Origin of the sequence: Peribacillus sp. FSL P2-0133 (assembly GCF_037975445.1) — a bacterium.
GTDB classification, from domain to species: Bacteria; Bacillota; Bacilli; order Bacillales; family DSM-1321; genus Peribacillus; species Peribacillus simplex_E.
The window spans coordinates 4,383,844-4,403,013 of record NZ_CP150254.1 but is presented as its reverse complement, the minus strand read 5'-3'; the positions used below and the strand labels follow the sequence as shown (position 1 = coordinate 4,403,013).

The following is a 19,170-nucleotide window of genomic DNA, read 5'->3' as shown; positions in this document are numbered from 1 at the left end:
ATAAAAGGGGCGAGTTATTTGGAAAGTTTTACTGAACGGGTAATTAATATCATTCAACACATCCCTTGCGGTAAAGTGATGACATATGGTCAAATCGGACAGCTCGCCGGTAGTCCGCGCGGTGCAAGGCAGGTCGTAAGGATCCTTCATTCAAGCAGCAAAAAACATGACCTTCCTTGGCACCGGGTAATTAATGCCAAGGGAGAAATCGGCATAAAAGCAGAGGGCGCTGCAGAACACCAGAAGGCGATGCTCGAGAGTGAAGGCATTACATTCACGGAACGGAATACCATTGACCTCGAAGCTTTTCGCTATCATCCAGAAATATTTTAAACGGGAAAACCGGATAAAAGAGACGGCGCGGGTGCGGACTGGAAAACTGCGGGACGGCCAAATAACGATCGCATTAAAAGAGGCTGATCCGCTTGGATCAGCCTCTTTTTAGGAATTATGAACGGGCATACATGGCTGCATTCATTCCGGCGAGTCTTCCTGTTACTAATGCCGATGTGATATTATAGCCGCCTGTGTATCCGTGTATATCCAGAATTTCACCGCAGAAATACAGTCCGTCCATCAGTTTGGATGCCATTTCTTTTGGGTGTATTTCTTTGACGGATACGCCTCCGCCCGTTACGAAGGCTTTTTCTAGCGGCTGGGTGCCGTGTACTCCGAATTGGAAGTCCTTGCATAACTCTGCAAAGTGGCGGATTTTTTCATTTGATATCGTCGCTCCTTGTTCTTGAAGGTCAATGCCGCTTCGCTCAAGCAGAAAGTGAAGGTATCGTTCAGGAACTAAACCTTTTAAGGTATTTTTAATGGCTTTTTTCGGTTCGGCTTTGATTTCCTTCATGATGTCTTGAAAGACCTCTTCCTTATTTCGGTCCGGCAGGGCATCGAGTTTCATTGTCACTTCCGACAGGTTCCATTTTTTCATCGCTTTCACGACGAATTGGCTGCATCTTAGAACAGCTGGACCGGAGACGCCGAAATGGGTGAAGAGCATATCCATTTGGTGTGTGATCAGGGCCTTGCCCTTTGGATTAAGGACACTCAATGAAACATCGCGAAGTGCGAGACCTTGAAGTGTGCGATCTTTAATGAATGTTTCATGGCTAAGTACGGGAACTTCAGTTGGGAACAGTTCAGTAATCGTATGCCCCGCCTTTTTAGCCCATGCGTAGCCGTCGCCGGTTGAACCGGTGTGGGGAACTGATTTCCCGCCGACTGCAATCACGACTGCATCTGTATCAATGGTCTGTCCATCTTTTAACCGGACACCGCTTGTTTTTCCATGTTCATAGAGAACTTCCGCAACTGGAGAGTTCTTATAGATCGTTACTTTTAAATTAGACAGGCGCGTCAGAAGGGCATCCACGACACTTTGCGCTTTATCGTTGACAGGGAACATCCGGCCATGGTCCTCTTCTTTAAGGGCCACGCCCAATTTTTCAAAGAATTGAATAATGTCTTCATTATTGAACTCTGAGAAAGCACTGTATAGAAATCGCCCGTTACCAGGGATATGCTGAATGATTTCATCGATTGAGAGCCTGTTCGTCACGTTGCAGCGTCCGCCGCCCGAGATGGCAAGCTTCCTGCCAAGCTTCTCGCCCTTATCCACTAACAAGACATTGGCCCCTTTTTCCCCGGCTGCTATTGCTGCCATCAATCCGGAAGGACCGCCGCCAATTACCACTACATCATATTTCAAATTGATCACCACTTTATCATTTTCAGTCCCTTCATTATATAGCAAGAGCCCGTCAGATTGCGAATGTAGAAAAAAAGGAATTATTTGTTTGTGTATTATCTTCGAAAACGATAAACTTGATTGTAGTTTTCTATAGAAAAAATACTTTAATATGATAAGATAAAGAGCGTGTGAAACGTAACTGACAGAGGCAGGAAGGGATTAGATGTCATCTAAGTTTTTAAAAGGGGCTTTTATATTAACGCTGGGAGCGATTATTTCCAAGGTACTTGGTTTATTTTACGTCATCCCATTTGAACATATGGTTGGGAATAAAGGGGCTACCCTTTATCAATATGGGTACGTTCCATATACCATTTTCATTAGCTTTGCAACGGCAGGCATGCCGCTTGCTGTTTCTAAATTCATTTCGAAGTATAATGCGCTCGAGGAGTACGCCGTCGGTGAGAAGTTATTTAAATCGAGCCTGAAATTAATGGTTGTCACCGGTTTTCTTGCTTTTTTGATTCTCTATACGATGGCACCGATGTTCACTGGAGTCTTTGGGGTCAAGCAGGAAGATGTCGAAGCGGTCACGGAGATCATACGGGCAGTCAGCTTCGCCTTGATTTTTGTACCGTTCATGAGCATCATCCGCGGCTTCTTTCAAGGTCATGAAGCGATGGAGCCAACGGCGATATCTCAGGTTATCGAACAAATTGTCCGCATCGTGTTCCTTTTGGCCGGTGTGTATGTTGTTTTGAATGTCCTTGATGGAGAGTTAGTGAGGGCCATCCAAATGGCTACCTTCGCGGCGACGGTCGGGGCTGTCGGTGGTTTAGTAGTGTTATTTTGGTATTGGAAAAAACAAAAACCCCATTTGGACAGCTTGATGAAGAAAGACCGGGGGACGATGGAAATTTCCCTGAAGGAGATCTATAAAGAAATATTTCTATCGTCGATTCCTTTCATATTCGTCGGAATCGCGATGCCATTGTTTCAATTTGCGGACTTATTGTCTTTCAATAAGGCGATGTCGTCCATCGGGCTGCAGCATGTCGCAGAAGATGCCCTTGGGGTGTTGAATGTATATGCCCAGAAGCTTGTCTTGATTCCGATGACGCTTGCAACCGGGTTTTCAATGGCGCTTCTCCCTTCGGTGACGAAGGCATATGTAAGCGAGGATTCGGAAGAGTTAAACCGCCAGCTGAACCAAGCTTTCCAAATTTTGTTGTTCATTACGATACCGGCGGTCGTTGGCATGTCGGTGCTAGCCGATCCAATCTATAGTGCCTTTTACAGCCATGATCCACTTGGAATCAGCGTCCTGAAGGCATATGCGCCCGTTTCCATCTTGTTTGCGCTTTTTTCCGTTTCGGCGGCCATTTTACAAGGGATCAATCAGCAAAAATATACGGTGCTCAGCCTGCTTGTGGGCTTTTTAATCAAATTGAGCTTGAATATCCCCTTGATCAAGTTGTTTGAAACGGAAGGATCCGTTTATGCTACTGCATTCGGCTACTTGGCTGCTGTGCTGCTGAATTTGTATGTCATTACCTACTTTACTGGATATCGTTACAGCCTTACCATCAGACGATCTGTTTTGATTTCTGTTTTTTCAGTGATAATGGGACTGGCTGCATGGGGCATGAACAGTTTATTATCGCTGTGGCTTACAACGGAAGGGCGATTCCAGGCGATTTTGATCGTGGCCGTTTGTGCAATTTTTGGAGCGCTCATTTATACGGCGCTTGCCTTGAAAAGCAAACTTGCCCACCGTTTGTTCGGTGCCCGGATCGATCGGTTAAAAGCTAAATTAGGATTATAAGCTGGAAGTTTGATGTGTATAAAAAAGGGTATTGAATGGTTAATCCCCAAATTAAAATATAGTGGCCTTGCCTTTCATTAAAGTGGGCAAGGCTTTTTACGGAAAAGGCTTTAGGAGGAAACGATGAGAATTGATAAGATTTTATCCAATATTGGTTATGGCAGCAGGAAAGAAGTGAAAAAGCTCCTGAAATCCGGAGCCGTCAAGGTCAATGACAGGCTGCTCAAGGACCCGAAGGAACAAGTGGACCCTGATACGGAAATCGTGACGGTTCATGGTGAACGGGTTGAATATAGGGAATTCATCTATTTAATGATGAATAAACCGCCAGGCGTATTGTCGGCAACGGAAGACAACTACCAAGAAACGGTCATCGACATCTTGGAGCCGGAAGATTCGGTTTTCGAGCCATTTCCTGTAGGCCGTCTTGATAAGGACACAGAAGGTTTATTGCTGATCACGAATGACGGAAAGCTTGCCCATCAACTGCTTTCCCCGAAGAAACATGTCCCTAAAACATATTTTGCGGTCATTGATGGCGAAGTGACGGAACGGGATATCGAGGCATTCCGCAACGGTGTGACCTTAGATGATGGATACGAAACAAAACCAGGTGAATTGAACATTTTAAAATCAGGTCTGACATCGGATATCGAGCTGACGATCATGGAAGGGAAGTTCCATCAGGTGAAGCGGATGTTTGAGGCCGTTGGCAAACGTGTCGTCTACCTAAAGCGTCTTTCCATGGGTAGTTTACAGCTTGATGAGGAACTTGAGCTTGGTGAATACCGTGAGTTGACGGCGGAGGAACTTGAACAGTTAAAGGCGGGTCAACCGGCTGAATGATATGTGGAAACAAAAAATGAGGCGGACAAAAATTGTCCGCCTCAAAGTATTTTACATATCGATCCTGTTCGGGTGGTCGTTCTTTTTACGATGACATCTTCACCTTTTTACTTGTTGTAGTCCAAAGGCCTCGGCTTGGGCTTTGAACAAGGTCATTGTATGCTAAGACATTTAAATCGCGCTGCACAGTTCGAGGAGTGATGCCAAATTCTTCTACAAGCTCTTGAGTAGAAACCGTACCGTTATTACTAATGAACATATAAACGGATTTAATACGGGTTAACATGCGATTTGTTGAAGGTTTCAAAAAATCACTCCTTATTCTTTTCATTGTTATTTTGAACAAATGAAAACAACCGATATGTCGGACAGCATTTCAGCTGTCACTATGTACTTGCTATACCCACCCTATAACTCCTCGGAAACATTTAGAAAAAATAAGATGTCATTAGCTTCATTCTACCCCTTTGCAAAAGCAAATTCTAGGAAAAGATACTAATTGACTAAATATTACATTTATTATATCAAATTTTAACAAAATTATTCTTTAAACATATACAAAATTAATAAAGAGTTTTTCCATTCTTGAACATATTTTGCCAATACAGGACGCTTAATATGCATTTCGAGATTAGAGATTCGAGATGTCACACAACACGAACGTTGACTTTTAAGGCATGTACATGTTACTTTACTTAAAATGATCATAAATCGTAATTATTACGCTTTGTGTATTAATAGGTGCTTGATGGCTTGCGGTTACGATGTCATAATGAGGTATCGGGCAGTATAGATTTTACATACATATCTAAAAGGATTTAAATATAAACCAATTCGAGGTAGAGCCATATGAACGAAAGATTAATGGAGTTTTTATTGCGCGACGAAGTAACCAGACTTTCTGGCGTCAAAAAACAAGTGTATGAATTCATCGTGAACGAAGAAGATTATCTTGCATCGAAGGCAGACACGGTCGATCAATTCATGAGATTGCTGGTAAAGCATTCTCCGCCCAGGCTCGCAGCCCGTCATTTCAATATGCCTTATGGGGAAATCATTCGTTTCATGAATGAAATAGAAGATGAACTGAATGAGAGATTAGAGGAAAGATGCAAGAAAGTAAAGTGGATGGACTACACGGAAAAGGACCAGCAGGCATTTGTGGAATATCATAGAAAGTTATATCTATTCGTAAATTAATTGGATCATGAAAATGCCCTGGTATGAAAGGGCATTTTTTATTTGTCCGGAACCGTTAAACGGGAATCCAGCACAACCATTCCTATAAATTGAGGGATCCAGGAGAAATTCATCTTGATATAAATGCAAGCATGTGTGTGGACTTTCTGCAGCAGTATTAACGGGTAGCTTGTGGAGAAAGGAATTTGGTACGTTGATTTCCACTCCAGGCACTCGCTTTCCGCGGGCGGTCCGGGAGCCTCCTCGGCGCTTTTGCGCCTGCGGGGTCTCCCCTGGACACGCTTTTCCCGCAGGAGTCTCATACCTTCCGTTCCAATCCCCTTTGTTCAAACACGTTCTTCATTCCAAATGCATTTGGCATTCGCCGACCCCCTTTTGGCTACAAACTGAAAAACGGGAACTATACTACTGTATAGTTCCCGTTTTTTCTTGCTTTTAAGAAAGAATCAAATGTGTGTCGGTCTCTTTAAACGAAGAGATGAAATCTTTATGTACATGATCGTCAGTGATGATGTAATCGATTTTATCCAGTGACGATATCCCGATGGTCACGTCTTTCCCGAACTTTGAGCTGTCAGCGGCAACATAGACTTCTTGAGATAAATCAATGATTTTTTTTCGTGTATTTGCTTCTTCTAAATTATAGTCGGATATGCCTTTTTCAACGGTTATGCCACTCGCACAAATGAATGCCTTTGAAATATTCAATTCACTAAAGTTGAATAAGTAGTCAAATGCAACAATGGATTGTTCATTTTGCCTGACTTTCCCCCCTATGATCAAGATCTCGATATCGCTATGAATGAGCTCATTTACAACAGGGATCGAACTGGTTATCACGGTCAGTTTCTTTTTCTGTTTTATATATTTAGCGATTTGATAGGTTGTCGAACCACTATCGATATAAATGCAATCACCATCGTCAATATACTCACTGCATTTTTGGGCGATGGTTTCCTTTTCTTCTAATTGACTGAACATCCGTTCATCTATTGTCGATTCTCCAAACTTCGATTGAACCAGTTTAACGCCGCCGTAGATCTTTTCTATTTTTCCTTGCCTTGTAAGAAGGTTCATATCCCTTCTGATGGTTTCGATGGAAACTTGCAGTTCTTCAGTAAGCTCGGCAATTTTCATAACTTTTCTAATCGTTAATAACTCGATGATCTTCTTTTGCCTTTCAAGAGGAAGCATAAGTTTCACCCGCCTATTCTTCATATCTTTCTTCCTGATATTCATTTTAAGTGTACTGTGTACCATGAATATATTCAATAAGTAGATGATAAAAATATCACTAGTTGGTCAAAAGTTAGTATGAAGTTAGTAAAGAAGTGTTCAATATTTACATAGTATTTACAAAAATCTCAAATTCGTTTTACAAATGACTTTTATACTAAGGGTGTATTAAAGGAGGTGAACGGTTTGCTAAAATTACAAAATATTAGCAAGCAATTCGATGGAAAATCAGTTTTGGATAATATAAATCTTGAAATTAAAACGGGGGAGATCGTTTCACTATTAGGACCAAGTGGAAGCGGCAAAACTACTTTATTACATATAATTTTGGGCTTGACGGGTATCAATCATGGAAAAATCATTTTCAATGATGTCGATTTGAGTAACGTGCCCATGAAAGACCGGGGATTTAATATCGTTTTCCAGGATTACGCTCTTTTCCCTCATTTAAACGCCTATGAAAATATCGTTTATGGATTGAGGAACAGGAAGGGATCCGTTTCCAAGGAAGAGCTACAGGAATACATCGATTTCCTGGAATTGACACCGCATTTGAAAAAAAGGATCAGCGAATTATCCGGGGGTCAGAAACAAAGGGTTTCGATCGCAAGGACTCTTGTAATGAAACCGAAGATCTTATTACTTGATGAGCCACTGAGTGCTTTGGATGGTGTGATCAAGGAATCGATAAAGGAACGCATCAAATCCATTGCCCGGGAATATAAGCTGACGACGATTATAGTGACACATGACCCGGAAGAGGCTTTGACGATGTCCGATAAAATATTGATCATTAATCAAGGGAATATTTCTCAATTTGGATCACCACAAGAAATCATCAATCAGCCAGCCAATGATTTTGTTAAGCAATTCATTCTTAAGCAACTGGAGATCAAGAGAGAAAATATTTATAACTTATTCGGTGAAAAGTATGCCTGATGTAAAACCGGCAATGAGAGTCATTTATATACCTATCTTACTGCTATTTGCCGCTTTTCTTTTCTTGCCGATTGGCACATTGTTCGTCCGTTCTTTTGAAACGGCTGATGGAATCAATCTCTCGAATTATCTAACGGTGCTTTCAAATGCAGAGCTGATGAAGTCATTTGGAAACAGCGTGAAAATCTCAGGTCTCACAGCCGTCATTACGACCGTTTTAGCCTTTTTCCTGGCCTATTCCATCCATTGCACCCGATTATATAGGCCATTAAAAAGTGTAATTAAAACAGGGATCCTAATTCCGATGCTGCTGCCGACAATCACATTCGGGTTCGCGATCATTTACTCCTTCGGCAATCAAGGGATCATAACGAAGATTTTTGGAAGGAATCTATTCGATATATACGGATTTAATGGATTATTGATAGGTTATGTGATTTATACATTGCCATCAGCGTTTCTTCTCATTAATAATTCCTTCAAGTACATGGATAAAAAGTTCATCATCGTTTCAAAATTAATGGGTGACGGAACGATAAGAAGTTTCATGAATACGATCATACGGCCATTGGCGGGAACTTTGGGTGGAGCTTTTGTACTTTCCTTCATCTTGAGCTTTACCGATTTTGGGATACCGGCTTCAGTCGGCGGGACTTACTCCGTTGTTGCGACGCAACTGTATCAAGTCATGCTAGGTTCGATCCCTGATTTCAATAATGGTGCAGTGATTGCCATTCTCATGCTCATTCCGGTAGTATTCAGTGTTTTCCTATTAAACTATCTCGAAAAACTGAACTTTCATTATGATAAGTTCAGCGATATCGAATTGACGCAGCACAAAGGTAGGGATATATGCTTTGGGGGTATCTCGCTGCTGGTCTTAATAGGGATGTTTTCAGTATTTGCGGTCATGTTCATTGCACCATTTTTAACTAGTTTCCCTTACGATCTCTCGTTCACCTTTAAGCACTTTATCGACACATTCCAATCGAGCGATTTAACGGCAGTCTATAAAAACTCCTTATTCGTCGCCTTGATGACGGCCGTACTGGGAACGTTCATCGCCTTTAGCTCGGCTGTTTTGAATGTCCGGACGCCTCTTAAGGGGAAGTCGTCAATGGATGTCATTTCGATGTTGACGAATACAGTACCGGGAATGGTGTTGGGTTTATCGTATTTGCTGCTGTTCAACGGCAGCAGCTGGAAGGGGACCTTTGCCATCATCATTCTATGTAACATGGTCCATTTCTTTACGACACCCTATTTAATGGCGAAGAACTCTTTATCCAAAATGAACCCTGCTTGGGAAACCACCGGGAATCTATTAGGGGATAGCTGGATCAGGACAATTCATCGTGTCATCCTGCCTAACTCGGCATCAACGGTCATCGAGATGTTCAGCTACTATTTCATCAATAGTATGGTGACGATCAGCGGAATCATCTTTTTGGTCACCGCCCAAACCACATTGGTGGCCAGTAAAATTAAAGAGCTTCAGCATTTTGCCAAATTCAATGAAATATTCATCCTGTCTTTACTTATCTTTTTTACAAATCTAGTCGTGAAGCTGCTTTGTGATCATTATCAAAAAAGACAATTCAAACATTAATGAGGGGGATATTATGTTTAAAACGATGAAGATAGCCTTACTGTCTCTAGTTGCTTTAGGTTTGGTATTTGTATTGGTGGGCCGTAACAGCGGCAAAGCAGATGAGGAAAAAGTGGTCATTTATACGAATGGTGATGAAGAAGCCACTGCAGCAATGGAGACTTCCTTGAAAGATGCCGGATACGAAGGGAAATATGTCCTTCAATCATTAGGCACATCTGAATTAGGAGGGAAACTGCTGGCAGAAGGCACTGAAATCGAGGCTGATGTCGTGACGATGAGTTCCTATTTCATCGAAAGTGCACAAGAACAGCACTCCATGTTTAAGGATCTGTCATTCAGTACAAAAGCATTGGAACAAAATCCAGCCTATTATACGCCGATCTTGGCAAATACCGGTTCCATTTTTGTGAATACGGAAGTTCTCAAACAAAAAGGCCTGCAGATGCCGACCACGATTAAGGACTTAACAAAGCCGGAATATAAAGGGCTCGTTTCAATTCCTAACATCCTGGACTCTTCAACTGGGTGGCTGTTAGTTCAAGCAATTATCAGTCAATACGGTGACGCAGAAGGGAAAAAGGTTCTCCATGACTTAATAGCAAATAGCGGTCCGCATCTTGAGAGCTCAGGTTCAGGTCCAATCAATAAAGTGCAAGCAGGGGAAGTGGCTGCCGGTTTTGGTTTACGCTATCAGGCCGTGATGGCTAAAGAGTCGGGCTTACCGATCAAGTTTGTCGATCCGGCTGAGGGGAATTTCTCCTACACGGAATCTGTAGCTGTCGTGAAAAAAGATAATGAAGCAAAAACAAGTTTAGCGATGAAAATGGCGGAAACGATCAGTAAAGATGCTAGAAAAGAACTGTTGAAACATTACCCGGTCGCACTTTATGAAGGTGAAAAGGTGACGGAAAAGAACAAACCGGCCCACCCTAAGAAATACAAGCAGCCTCTAACGGTCGAATTATTAAAACAGCATCAAGAGTTCTTTAAATCAGCACAATGATAAATACAGTGAGGAGTGAAGGAAAATGAATACATATAAACTTTTAACGCCTGGACCGCTGACCACTACAAGTACGGTGAAACAGGAAATGCTTGTTGACCGCTGTACGTGGGAAAATGATTATAAAGAAATCACGCAAAAAATCAGAGCCCAGCTTCTTGAATTGGCATATGCTGCAAACGGAGAATATACGGCTGTACTTATGCAGGGAAGCGGATCGTTTGTTGTAGAATCTGTGCTGACGACTGCACTTTCAAAATCCGATAAAGTGCTGATCATAACGAATGGCGCATATGGAAAAAGGATTGTGAAAATGGCCGAGTGCATCGGACTGAATCATGTGGAATATGGCGTTGAGTACAATGAATTTCCAAAGGAGACTGAAATCCGGAACATCTTACTGGATGATAGTGACATCACACATATTGCAATGGTTCATTGTGAAACGACGACAGGGATTTTAAATCCGATAGAAATGGTTTCGAAGATATCAAAGGAACAAGGGAAAACCTTGATTATTGATGCGATGAGCAGCTTTGGCGGAGTTGACATGAATGTACCTGAACTTGGAATTGATTATTTGATCAGCAGTGCAAATAAATGCATTCAAGGAATCCCTGGTTTTGGTTTCGTCATTGCAAAGCTTGACAAATTGTTGGCATGTGAAGGCAATGCCCGCAGTCTGTCCCTGGATTTATATGATCAGTGGAAAGAGATGGACAAGGATGGAAAATGGCGTTTCACATCTCCGACACATGTAGTGGCCGCGTTTGCTAAAGCGTTGGAAGAATTAACGGAAGAGGGCGGCATTCCAGCCAGATTCGCCCGCTATAAAAATAATAATGATAGGCTGAGGGAGCTGATGGGTAAATTGGGCATTCATGCGTATATTTCACCTGATAAACAATCGCCCATCATTACAACATTCCTTTTTCCTGATGAAACCTTTGATTTCGGGGACTTCTATAATTTTATCAAAGAGAGGGGTTACGTAATATACCCCGGAAAGCTGACTGACATAGATACATTCCGAATCGGCAATATTGGCGAAATCCATGAAGAAGATATCGAGGAACTTGGCAGGATCGTAGAAAAATATATGAAAGAGGTGACAGTATGAATAAGGTAGAGGGAATCATTTTGGATTGGGCTGGAACAGCTGTGGATTTTGGATGTTTTGCACCAGTGAATGTTTTTGTGGATATTTTTAAGAATGCTGGACTTGACGTGACGATGGAGGAAGCCAGAGCTCCGATGGGCATGCTGAAAATCGACCATATTCGTGCGATGCTGACCATGCCAAGGATATCTTCGTTATGGGAAGAACAATACGGAAGGCCATTCAATGAGGAAGACGTTGAAAAACTATATGCTGAATTCGAACCGGCATTGATGATGTCATTGGCGGATTATACAGATCCAATACCAGGGGTTATCGAGACAGTGGAAGCGTTAAGAAATCGTGGCCTGAAGATTGGGTCGACAACGGGTTATACGGATACAATGATGGAGGTCGTCGTAGCAAATGCTTTGAAAAAGGGGTATCGGCCGGATTTCCATGTCACCCCGGATGCAACCCATTCGATTGGAAGGCCTTATCCTTACATGATATATCGGAATATGGAAGAATTGAAGTTAACCGCATCATGGAAGGTAGTGAAGGTAGGAGATACCATTTCCGATATGCAAGAAGGAGTCAATGCTGGGGTATGGTCGGTCGGAATCATTGTCGGAAGCTCCGAGATGGGATTGAGTTTGAATGAGTATACAAGTTTACCAGAACGAGATAAACAAAATCTCATCTCTAAAACGGCAGACACCTTTATGCAAAACGGGGCAGACTTCACCATCAAAACGATCGAGGAACTGCCTGAACTCATAGATCGAATCACCCTTCTTATAACAGAAGGGAAAAGACCTCATTCAAGCTAACATTCAGTGCCAGAAAAGTGCAGCATCTTTCATCCTTGAGTAGGAATGAGGGATTGCTGCACTTTTTCGCTTTTGGACTGAGTTCTATCTCGATTCTCTTTATTTCTTTTACAAGGTGAGGATTGACTTACGACATCAATCTTTTGTTAGATAACCATTCGATAGATTGATCCAGTAATGAACTGTATGTCTCATACCGACAATAGTCGTGTCTTAACTGTATTTTTATCTTATTTTTAAGCATCTTGGCTTTTTAAATCTACATCATAATTTTCTTCGATTTTCAATTCTGGTGGCTGTTTTTTAAGTCCTTTTGTCAATACAAGTAAATAAATGATGCCTATTATTAACCAACTTACTCCAAGTATTTTTGAGTGCACATCAAGATTCACAAGTAGTAAAAGATCAAGAGCAGCTCCAATAATAGGAACAATTAAATATAAGACAGTTCCTTTTACCGAACGTTCTCTATTTCTAATATAATAATGAGCAATTACGGAAATATTAACACAAGTATACGCAAGAAACGCCCCGAAATTAATAAATGATGCTACAAGATCTAAACTTAAAAATAAAGCAAGCAAAGAGACAGAACTAATGATCAGTATATTATTTACGGGTGTCCTATATCTCGGATGCAGGGTACCAAAGAACTTTTTAGGAAACTGTCCATCGCGCCCCATCGTATAGAGGACTCGTGATGCACTTGCCTGGGATGACATGGCACTGCCCAATACAGCTAATGCGTAAAGCGCAAGATATATTGAGTACATCATCTTTCCACCAACAAGTTTAATAATTTCATAGGCAGCCGAATCAGGATTATTAAATGTGTGATACTCTGGCCATACAAGATACGAGAAATATGAAACACTTGTAAAGATTAAACCACCACCAAGGGTAATTAAAATAATAGCTCGGGGAATTGTTTTCTTAGGGTTCACTGTCTCTTCCGCAAACGCTGTAACTGATTCAAACCCAAGGAAACAAAAGCATAATAATGCTGCTCCAGCTATTGTATAAGAAAAGGGTTCTTTCGAATTATAGAATGGCTCAAGAGATAAAAGAGTTGCCGTGCTTTCGCCCATAAAAATTTCCTTAATAGAAAAACCTATAAAGATAAGGATAAAAAGTAAAGCGAAAATCGTTATGAATGCGTTTACATTTGTGGCAAACTTTAATCCTTTAATATTAATAAAAGTGACGAGCACCAGCATACCTACAATCCAGATGTAACTTGGAATGGAAGGAAAGGCTGCTGAGAAAAAAATACCAAATACTAAATAATTTACCATTGGCATAAATAAATAATCCATTAAGATCACCCATCCGACAAGAAATCCAACAGAGGGATTGATCGATTTTTGCGTATAAACATAAGCAGAACCGGAAGATGGAAACGCAATTGCCATTTTCCCATAACTGTAAGCAGTAAACATCATTACCACTAGAGCAACTATCATTGCCCCCGGAACCGTACCGTGAGAAATATTAGCCGCAATACCATACGTAGTAAAAGCTGTGGTTAACCCCATAAATGAAAAGCCAAACAACACAACTGGAATGAGTGTCAGTGTTCTATCTGTTTTCCTTAAATTTGTCATGTAAAATACTCACCTCTTTTACCTGATTTAACTTTTATAATAAATGGGATTCAAATTATTACTTCCAAAGCTTTTTTAATACGTGGTTTTCTAGAAATTATATAAAAGTCAGAAAGATGCTAGGGAGCCTGCTTTGAATTATCCATGAACTTGTTGTGTAGAACTTATTTTCCCGTTCCCCGTAAGGAATTCCGTCTGCAGAACAACAAAGATAATTCCTGCAAAAATCTTCTCACTGGCATCTTTACGGACTCCTGTAATTTCTTTAGTAGTGACTTGTTCAACGTGAATACTGATTTCTAATCAATAGAAAAACTAAGAATATGAGATAACTCTAAGGACGCTTTATTATTTGGACAATAGTAACTCCGTTTTTATTTCTGTATAAGGCATGTTATGATTGATCCCAACTTCGTGATGAACAATTTCACCGTTCAAAGTGCTGATACAATTTCTTACTATTACATCATTTACTATAACCTCTTTCAAACCATTATTCGCAATGTCCATAATATATGGGCCGGTTGTCATCAACATCATGTTTGTCGAGGTTTGTGGACATAGAGCCGGCATATTCGGGACACAGTAATGTAGGACTTCTTGTTCGTAGTAAACTGGTTCCTCTAAAGTCGTATAATGTGAGGTTTCAATTATACCCGTTCCTGCAATATCAATAATAATGGAATTAGGTTGCATCTTACTGACCATCTCTCGTGTTATGAGAGGTTCGGTTACCCCTGGCATCGGATAAATTGTATTAATTAAAACATCACTTTGAATAAGTTCTTCGAACATTATATCTTTATCCCAACACAAAATGTCCACCTGTGGCAACTGATTGTTCAAATAATCGATGCGTTTCATTGAGGCTTCCATGATTGTTACATTCAATCCAAGGCCCACAGCAACTTGCGCAGTATTGAGTCCAGCATTGCCACCACCAAGTATGAATACTTTGCTCGACGGTAAACCGGCCAGTTTCCGGAGAAGTATTCCTTTTCCACCATAACCATATTGAGCATATTTGACTGCTTCAAGCATTGCCAATGTTCCTGCAATTTCACTCATTGGTTTAATCGTAGGTCTTGTCCCATCAGGTAAAACGATTAATTCCATTGATATTGAAATTGCTTTTTTATCTAGTAATGCCTGTGTCATCTCATGATTTACATCTTCCGCCAAATGAAACCATGCCATTATCATTTGATTTTCTTTAAGAAGGCCATATTCATATGGTTGAAGCTCCTTCACTTTAACAACAAATTCTGCCTTCTCATAAATTTCGTCAATCGTGTTTACTATTTTTGCTCCAGCCAAAATATATTTCTCGTCACAAAAACCACTAGCTTCACCTGCCATGCTTTGTATTAGTACTTCATGACCGAAAGCTGTTAATTTTTTTACCCATGATGGATTTAATCCCACTCTAGTCTCTGCGGTTTTTAATTCTTTAGGAACTCCTACTATCATTGTTCATTCTCCTTTTTAAATGTATTTAATTTATTGAACATTCTAAAATCTTACAGGGAAATGATAACCCTTTCATTAGACACGAGGTTAAATGCATATTAGTTTTTTTTTAACCAAGCACTTTTGGTCGTCTTGAACTTTTATGAATGCAGCATTGGTGAAAAAGTGATAATTTTTCCATTGTTCATCTAATGTTTTAGTAGTTTCAGTACTCCACCGTTATTCTATAGAATATATTCATGTGCACATATAACTGATGAAATATGGTGTAAATGGATACCAGCATGAAAGATTCTCAGGTTGATTAAGGTATTTCATCAAAGCACGTAAAAGAACATTACTTGGGGTTAAACGAGATAGGGATCCATATTTTATGGGCTTAGACTTTCTAGTATAGTTATAATAAAATGATACAGCTAACAATTATTAAATGAGGAGGTACATATGCTTACAGTACAAGATGTTCTTAAGCGCTCACTCTTTTCAAAGACTGAGGTAGTTGCGGGGGCAAACGGGTTGCACCGTCAAGTGAAATGGACACATGTCCTTGAAATCCCGTTTTTTGATGATACCATCTTTCAGGGAGGGGAACTGATACTCTCCACCGGATTTGGGTTTGAATGGAGAGACTCCTCTAATACTTCATTTTTGTTAAATCTTATCGAACGCAACGCCTCATGTTTATGTATAGAGCTTGGACACTACTTCGAAAAGGTCCCTAATGAAATGATCGAGATGGCAAATGAGTATAACTTTCCGATTATTATTTTCAAAGAATTCATAAATTTCGTTGAAATAGCACAGGATCTACATTCGTTTATCATTAATGCTCATCATGAGAAGTTGGTTACATTAGATTCGATATCAAGAAAGTTCCATTCATTGTCACTCACTACTCATGGGTTATCAAATATTTTAAAGTTGTTGCAACAGAAGACAGAAGCACCAATTATCTATCTTCCTATAGAAGGAACACCTTTTTCGATTCCAGGATTGAAAAATGAATTTATGGAACAGCTACTTCAAACCATTTATGAAGATAAAGAACACTGGCATGACCGAATTACAAATGATTCGCCCGTTGAATGGAAGGCATTAAACCATACTATTCTTCTCCAACCGATTGGAGCAATGGATCAAATCTGGGCGTACCTTGTTATGGTTTTAGATCGTGAATCGGATGAATTCGATTTCCTAATCCTTGATCGTGCTTCTCTAGCAATCTCACAAGACTTACTGCGCAAACATTATTTGGACGAAAAACGATTACGTTTAGAATCTACTTGGCTAAATGATTTACTTTATAGACGCATCAATAATGAGGAACAAGCAAGGGGATTTATTTCGTTAAAATCTAAGCGCGCTTCTATACATTATCGAGTTGCAATCGTTGATATCGAAGATGTTTTTCATCCGTCTTCATTAAGTTTATCGGATGAAGAAAATGAATCTGCTATATATCATTATTCTTTAAAAATTCGATCTGGGTTCGCAAAATATTCTTTTACACCCTATATCACATCAATAAGAAATCAAATTATTGTATTAGCTATTGATCTCGGAACTGCCGATTCCTCTAAGGCACGCTTCTTGAAAGTGATCGATGCCTTGCTATATGTTAAAGAAGGTGAATCTAGCCAAATCCGAATAGGCGCTGGACGGCAATACCAGTTACTTTTGGATGCTCATACTGGTTATCGAGAAGCGCAGTTAGCTTTAAATTATCGTACGTTTTCAACAAGTGCCTTTTACGAAGACCTTGGCATCTTTCGGTTGATACAATTAATTCAGCATGATCAAGATACAGCCCATTTTATTGAGGACTATCTCTCTCCTTTAATATCCTATGATAAGGAATATGGAACGGAATTGCTTCTGACCTTAGCAAAATACTTTGAGCTTGATCGATCAAAGAAGCTTACTGCTCAAAAATTACATATTGTAAGACAAACACTCTATCATCGGCTGGAAAAAATAAAAAAGATTCTTGATTTTGATTTTGATATGCCGGAGAACAGATTAAACGTTGAAATGGCTTTGAAAGCATATCAACTCATACAACAAGTGGGAGTACCTACGAAGTAGTTATCAACCGGCAACCACGGGGCGCATAGGTTACATTGTGTTCCGCAATATCTCTTGTCTGCTTTCTAATGATACGAAAAGAAAAAACTCTCTATACGATTGTAGCTATTTCATTGGATTTGCCCTCTGAAGAGAACAAATCTTGGATTGGATTTAATCAGAATGCAGCGAACAGATATGTTGAACACTTTATTAAAACGGGTCAACTTTTCTAATATAGTAAAAAACGGGCATTTAATATATGACATCATCTGTTATCTCAAAATACTGTATCTACTGTATGTTTAATGTTGAAGTTAACCTACCATATTCAGGCATAATGATACTTAAATGTAGGAGTATGTCGCAGCACCAATCACTTGCAAGTATTAATTCCATATTATTTATACTATCAATAATCATATTAAGACAGAGGATAAAAATAATTTAGCAATAATATTAACGTCCCATACCCTTACTCCATTTACCATTCATACTTTCTTAATGAATGGTAAGTTTTAGTGATTGGAAATACACAACTTTGTAGATTTTTAAAATGAACAGAGTTATTTAATGTCTGCTTATTGTAAAAAATGAAAAAAGAGTGTACCATTAAATGAGAATGATAATCAATCACATTTGGTTACCGGGGAGTGGACGTAAATGGAACAGCAAGATTTATTTGATGTAACGGTTATTGGGGGAGGGCCAGCAGGCCTTTACTCCACTTTTTATAGCGGACTTAGAGAAATGAAAGTTAAACTGATTGAATACCAGCCACGGCTAGGCGGGAAAATTCATGTCTATCCGGAGAAAATGATTTGGGATGTAGGAGGGCTGACACCCACTACTGGGGAAAAATTAATTGAGCAGCTAGTGGAGCAAGGTTTAACATTCAATCCAACAGTCGTCTTGAATGAAAAAGTGGAATCCATCACACGGAATGAAGAAGGTATCTTCGTTTTACATACGGCTTCAGGTCAAATGCACTTTTCCAAGACGATCATTGTCGCGGTTGGCGGCGGAATTCTGAATCCGCAAAAGTTGGAAATAGACGGGGCAGAAAGGTTTGAAGTCTCCAATTTAAACTACACTGTTAAGTCTTTCAATCGATTCAAGGATAAGACGGTGATCATTTCAGGCGGCGGGAATTCTGCTATAGACTGGGCAAATGAATTGGAGCCCATCGCCAAAAAGGTGTATCTGACATACAGGAAAGATAGTTTAGCAGGTCATGAATCACAAGCAAGGCAATTGATGGAAAGCTCTGCTGTTTGTTTTTTGAATACGACGATTACAAAACTGATCGCCTGCGCTGATCATGAATCAATTGAGCATGTTGAACTGACGAATCACGCAACGGGAGAGGTTTCTTACTTGCCGATCGACGAAGTCATCATCAATCATGGTTATGAGCGTGATACATCGCTGCTTCGAAATAGTAAAGTGGATATAGCCATAGCCGACAATTATTATATTGAAGGTACTTCTTCAAGTCAATCCTCGATGGATGGAATATACGCTGCCGGTGATATCCTTAAGCATGAAGGTAAATTGAACCTAATAGCAGGTACTTTTCAAGATGCAGCAAATGCCGTAAACAAAGCAAAGCAATATATCCAGCCTGACGCACACGGAGTGGGGATGGTTTCTTCCCATAATGAAATCTTTAAAAAGCGCAACAGGGAATTGATCAAGGAAATGATGAAACCGGCTGGGGTACTTTAAAGGGAAAATAAAAGC

At 40.2% G+C, this 19,170-nt stretch carries 16 protein-coding genes; 11 read left to right on the top strand and 5 right to left on the bottom strand.

All coding sequences use genetic code 11. The features are described 5' to 3' along the window. Window positions 1-18: 18 nt before the first annotated feature. Entirely contained in the window at window positions 19-333 is a 315-nt protein-coding gene (locus tag MKY17_RS21145) for an MGMT family protein (RefSeq protein ID WP_098372035.1), read from the top strand. 115 nt (window positions 334-448) lie between these two features. Here MKY17_RS21145 and MKY17_RS21140 read toward each other — a convergent pair whose 3' ends face one another. Further along, entirely contained in the window at window positions 449-1,714 is a 1,266-nt protein-coding gene (locus MKY17_RS21140) for an NAD(P)/FAD-dependent oxidoreductase (RefSeq protein ID WP_098372036.1), read from the bottom strand. A gap of 205 nt (window positions 1,715-1,919) precedes the next feature. Between MKY17_RS21140 and MKY17_RS21135 the strand changes: the two genes are divergently transcribed. Both MKY17_RS21135 and MKY17_RS21130 read left to right on the top strand, forming a co-directional pair. Next, on the top strand, window positions 1,920-3,521 hold the full coding sequence (locus MKY17_RS21135; protein WP_098372037.1) for a polysaccharide biosynthesis protein: 1,602 nt from the start codon (window positions 1,920-1,922) through the stop codon (window positions 3,519-3,521). Between the two features lie 123 nt (window positions 3,522-3,644). Next, complete coding sequence (locus MKY17_RS21130; RefSeq protein ID WP_076364518.1) at window positions 3,645-4,367, top strand: pseudouridine synthase; 723 nt, start codon at window positions 3,645-3,647, stop codon at window positions 4,365-4,367. A gap of 85 nt (window positions 4,368-4,452) precedes the next feature. Here MKY17_RS21130 and MKY17_RS21125 read toward each other — a convergent pair whose 3' ends face one another. Beyond that, window positions 4,453-4,674: a DeoR family transcriptional regulator gene (locus tag MKY17_RS21125; protein ID WP_034309346.1), complete on the bottom strand. Its 222-nt coding sequence runs from the start codon at window positions 4,672-4,674 to the stop codon at window positions 4,453-4,455. Window positions 4,675-5,216: 542 nt separating this feature from the next. Between MKY17_RS21125 and MKY17_RS21120 the strand changes: the two genes are divergently transcribed. Continuing rightward, window positions 5,217-5,567 carry a hypothetical protein gene (locus MKY17_RS21120; protein ID WP_098372038.1) on the top strand — a complete coding sequence of 117 codons (351 nt, stop codon included), beginning with the start codon at window positions 5,217-5,219 and terminating at the stop codon, window positions 5,565-5,567. Window positions 5,568-6,002: 435 nt separating this feature from the next. On the opposite strand, the gene MKY17_RS21115 is transcribed toward MKY17_RS21120, so the two are convergent. After that, window positions 6,003-6,761 (bottom strand): DeoR/GlpR family DNA-binding transcription regulator, encoded by a 759-nt coding sequence (locus MKY17_RS21115; protein ID WP_098372094.1) that lies wholly within the window; start codon window positions 6,759-6,761, stop codon window positions 6,003-6,005. A gap of 228 nt (window positions 6,762-6,989) precedes the next feature. Here MKY17_RS21115 and MKY17_RS21110 point away from each other — a divergent pair, with 228 nt between their 5' ends. The 5 genes from MKY17_RS21110 to phnX are packed head-to-tail and all read left to right on the top strand — an operon-like array spanning window position 6,990 to window position 12,289. Next, window positions 6,990-7,742: an ABC transporter ATP-binding protein gene (locus MKY17_RS21110; protein ID WP_098372040.1), complete on the top strand. Its 753-nt coding sequence runs from the start codon at window positions 6,990-6,992 to the stop codon at window positions 7,740-7,742. Beyond that, a complete protein-coding gene (locus tag MKY17_RS21105; protein WP_098372041.1) occupies window positions 7,735-9,351 on the top strand; it encodes an ABC transporter permease subunit in 1,617 nt (538 codons plus the stop codon). The genes MKY17_RS21110 and MKY17_RS21105 overlap by 8 nt, the downstream gene beginning before the upstream one ends. 13 nt (window positions 9,352-9,364) lie before the next feature. Further along, on the top strand, window positions 9,365-10,357 hold the full coding sequence (locus MKY17_RS21100) for an extracellular solute-binding protein (RefSeq protein ID WP_144549152.1): 993 nt from the start codon (window positions 9,365-9,367) through the stop codon (window positions 10,355-10,357). Window positions 10,358-10,382: 25 nt separating this feature from the next. Next, entirely contained in the window at window positions 10,383-11,477 is a 1,095-nt protein-coding gene (gene phnW, locus MKY17_RS21095) for a 2-aminoethylphosphonate--pyruvate transaminase (RefSeq protein ID WP_098372043.1), read from the top strand. Then, on the top strand, window positions 11,474-12,289 hold the full coding sequence (gene phnX, locus MKY17_RS21090) for a phosphonoacetaldehyde hydrolase (RefSeq protein ID WP_098372044.1): 816 nt from the start codon (window positions 11,474-11,476) through the stop codon (window positions 12,287-12,289). Before phnW ends, phnX begins: the two co-directional genes overlap by 4 nt. A gap of 236 nt (window positions 12,290-12,525) precedes the next feature. Here the strand turns inward: phnX and MKY17_RS21085 are convergent, their stop codons facing one another. Together MKY17_RS21085 and MKY17_RS21080 are read right to left on the bottom strand one after the other, a co-directional pair. Beyond that, a complete protein-coding gene (locus MKY17_RS21085; RefSeq protein ID WP_098372045.1) occupies window positions 12,526-13,893 on the bottom strand; it encodes an APC family permease in 1,368 nt (455 codons plus the stop codon). A gap of 348 nt (window positions 13,894-14,241) precedes the next feature. Continuing rightward, window positions 14,242-15,363 carry an alanine dehydrogenase gene (locus MKY17_RS21080; protein ID WP_098372046.1) on the bottom strand — a complete coding sequence of 374 codons (1,122 nt, stop codon included), beginning with the start codon at window positions 15,361-15,363 and terminating at the stop codon, window positions 14,242-14,244. A 444-nt stretch (window positions 15,364-15,807) separates the two neighbouring features. Between MKY17_RS21080 and MKY17_RS21075 the strand changes: the two genes are divergently transcribed. Together MKY17_RS21075 and MKY17_RS21070 are read left to right on the top strand one after the other, a co-directional pair. Continuing rightward, window positions 15,808-17,448, top strand: coding sequence for a PucR family transcriptional regulator (locus MKY17_RS21075; protein ID WP_098372047.1), 1,641 nt, complete (start codon window positions 15,808-15,810; stop codon window positions 17,446-17,448). Between the two features lie 642 nt (window positions 17,449-18,090). Next, window positions 18,091-19,155, top strand: a complete 1,065-nt coding sequence (locus tag MKY17_RS21070; protein ID WP_098372048.1) for an NAD(P)/FAD-dependent oxidoreductase — start codon at window positions 18,091-18,093, stop codon at window positions 19,153-19,155. Window positions 19,156-19,170 lie beyond the last annotated feature (15 nt).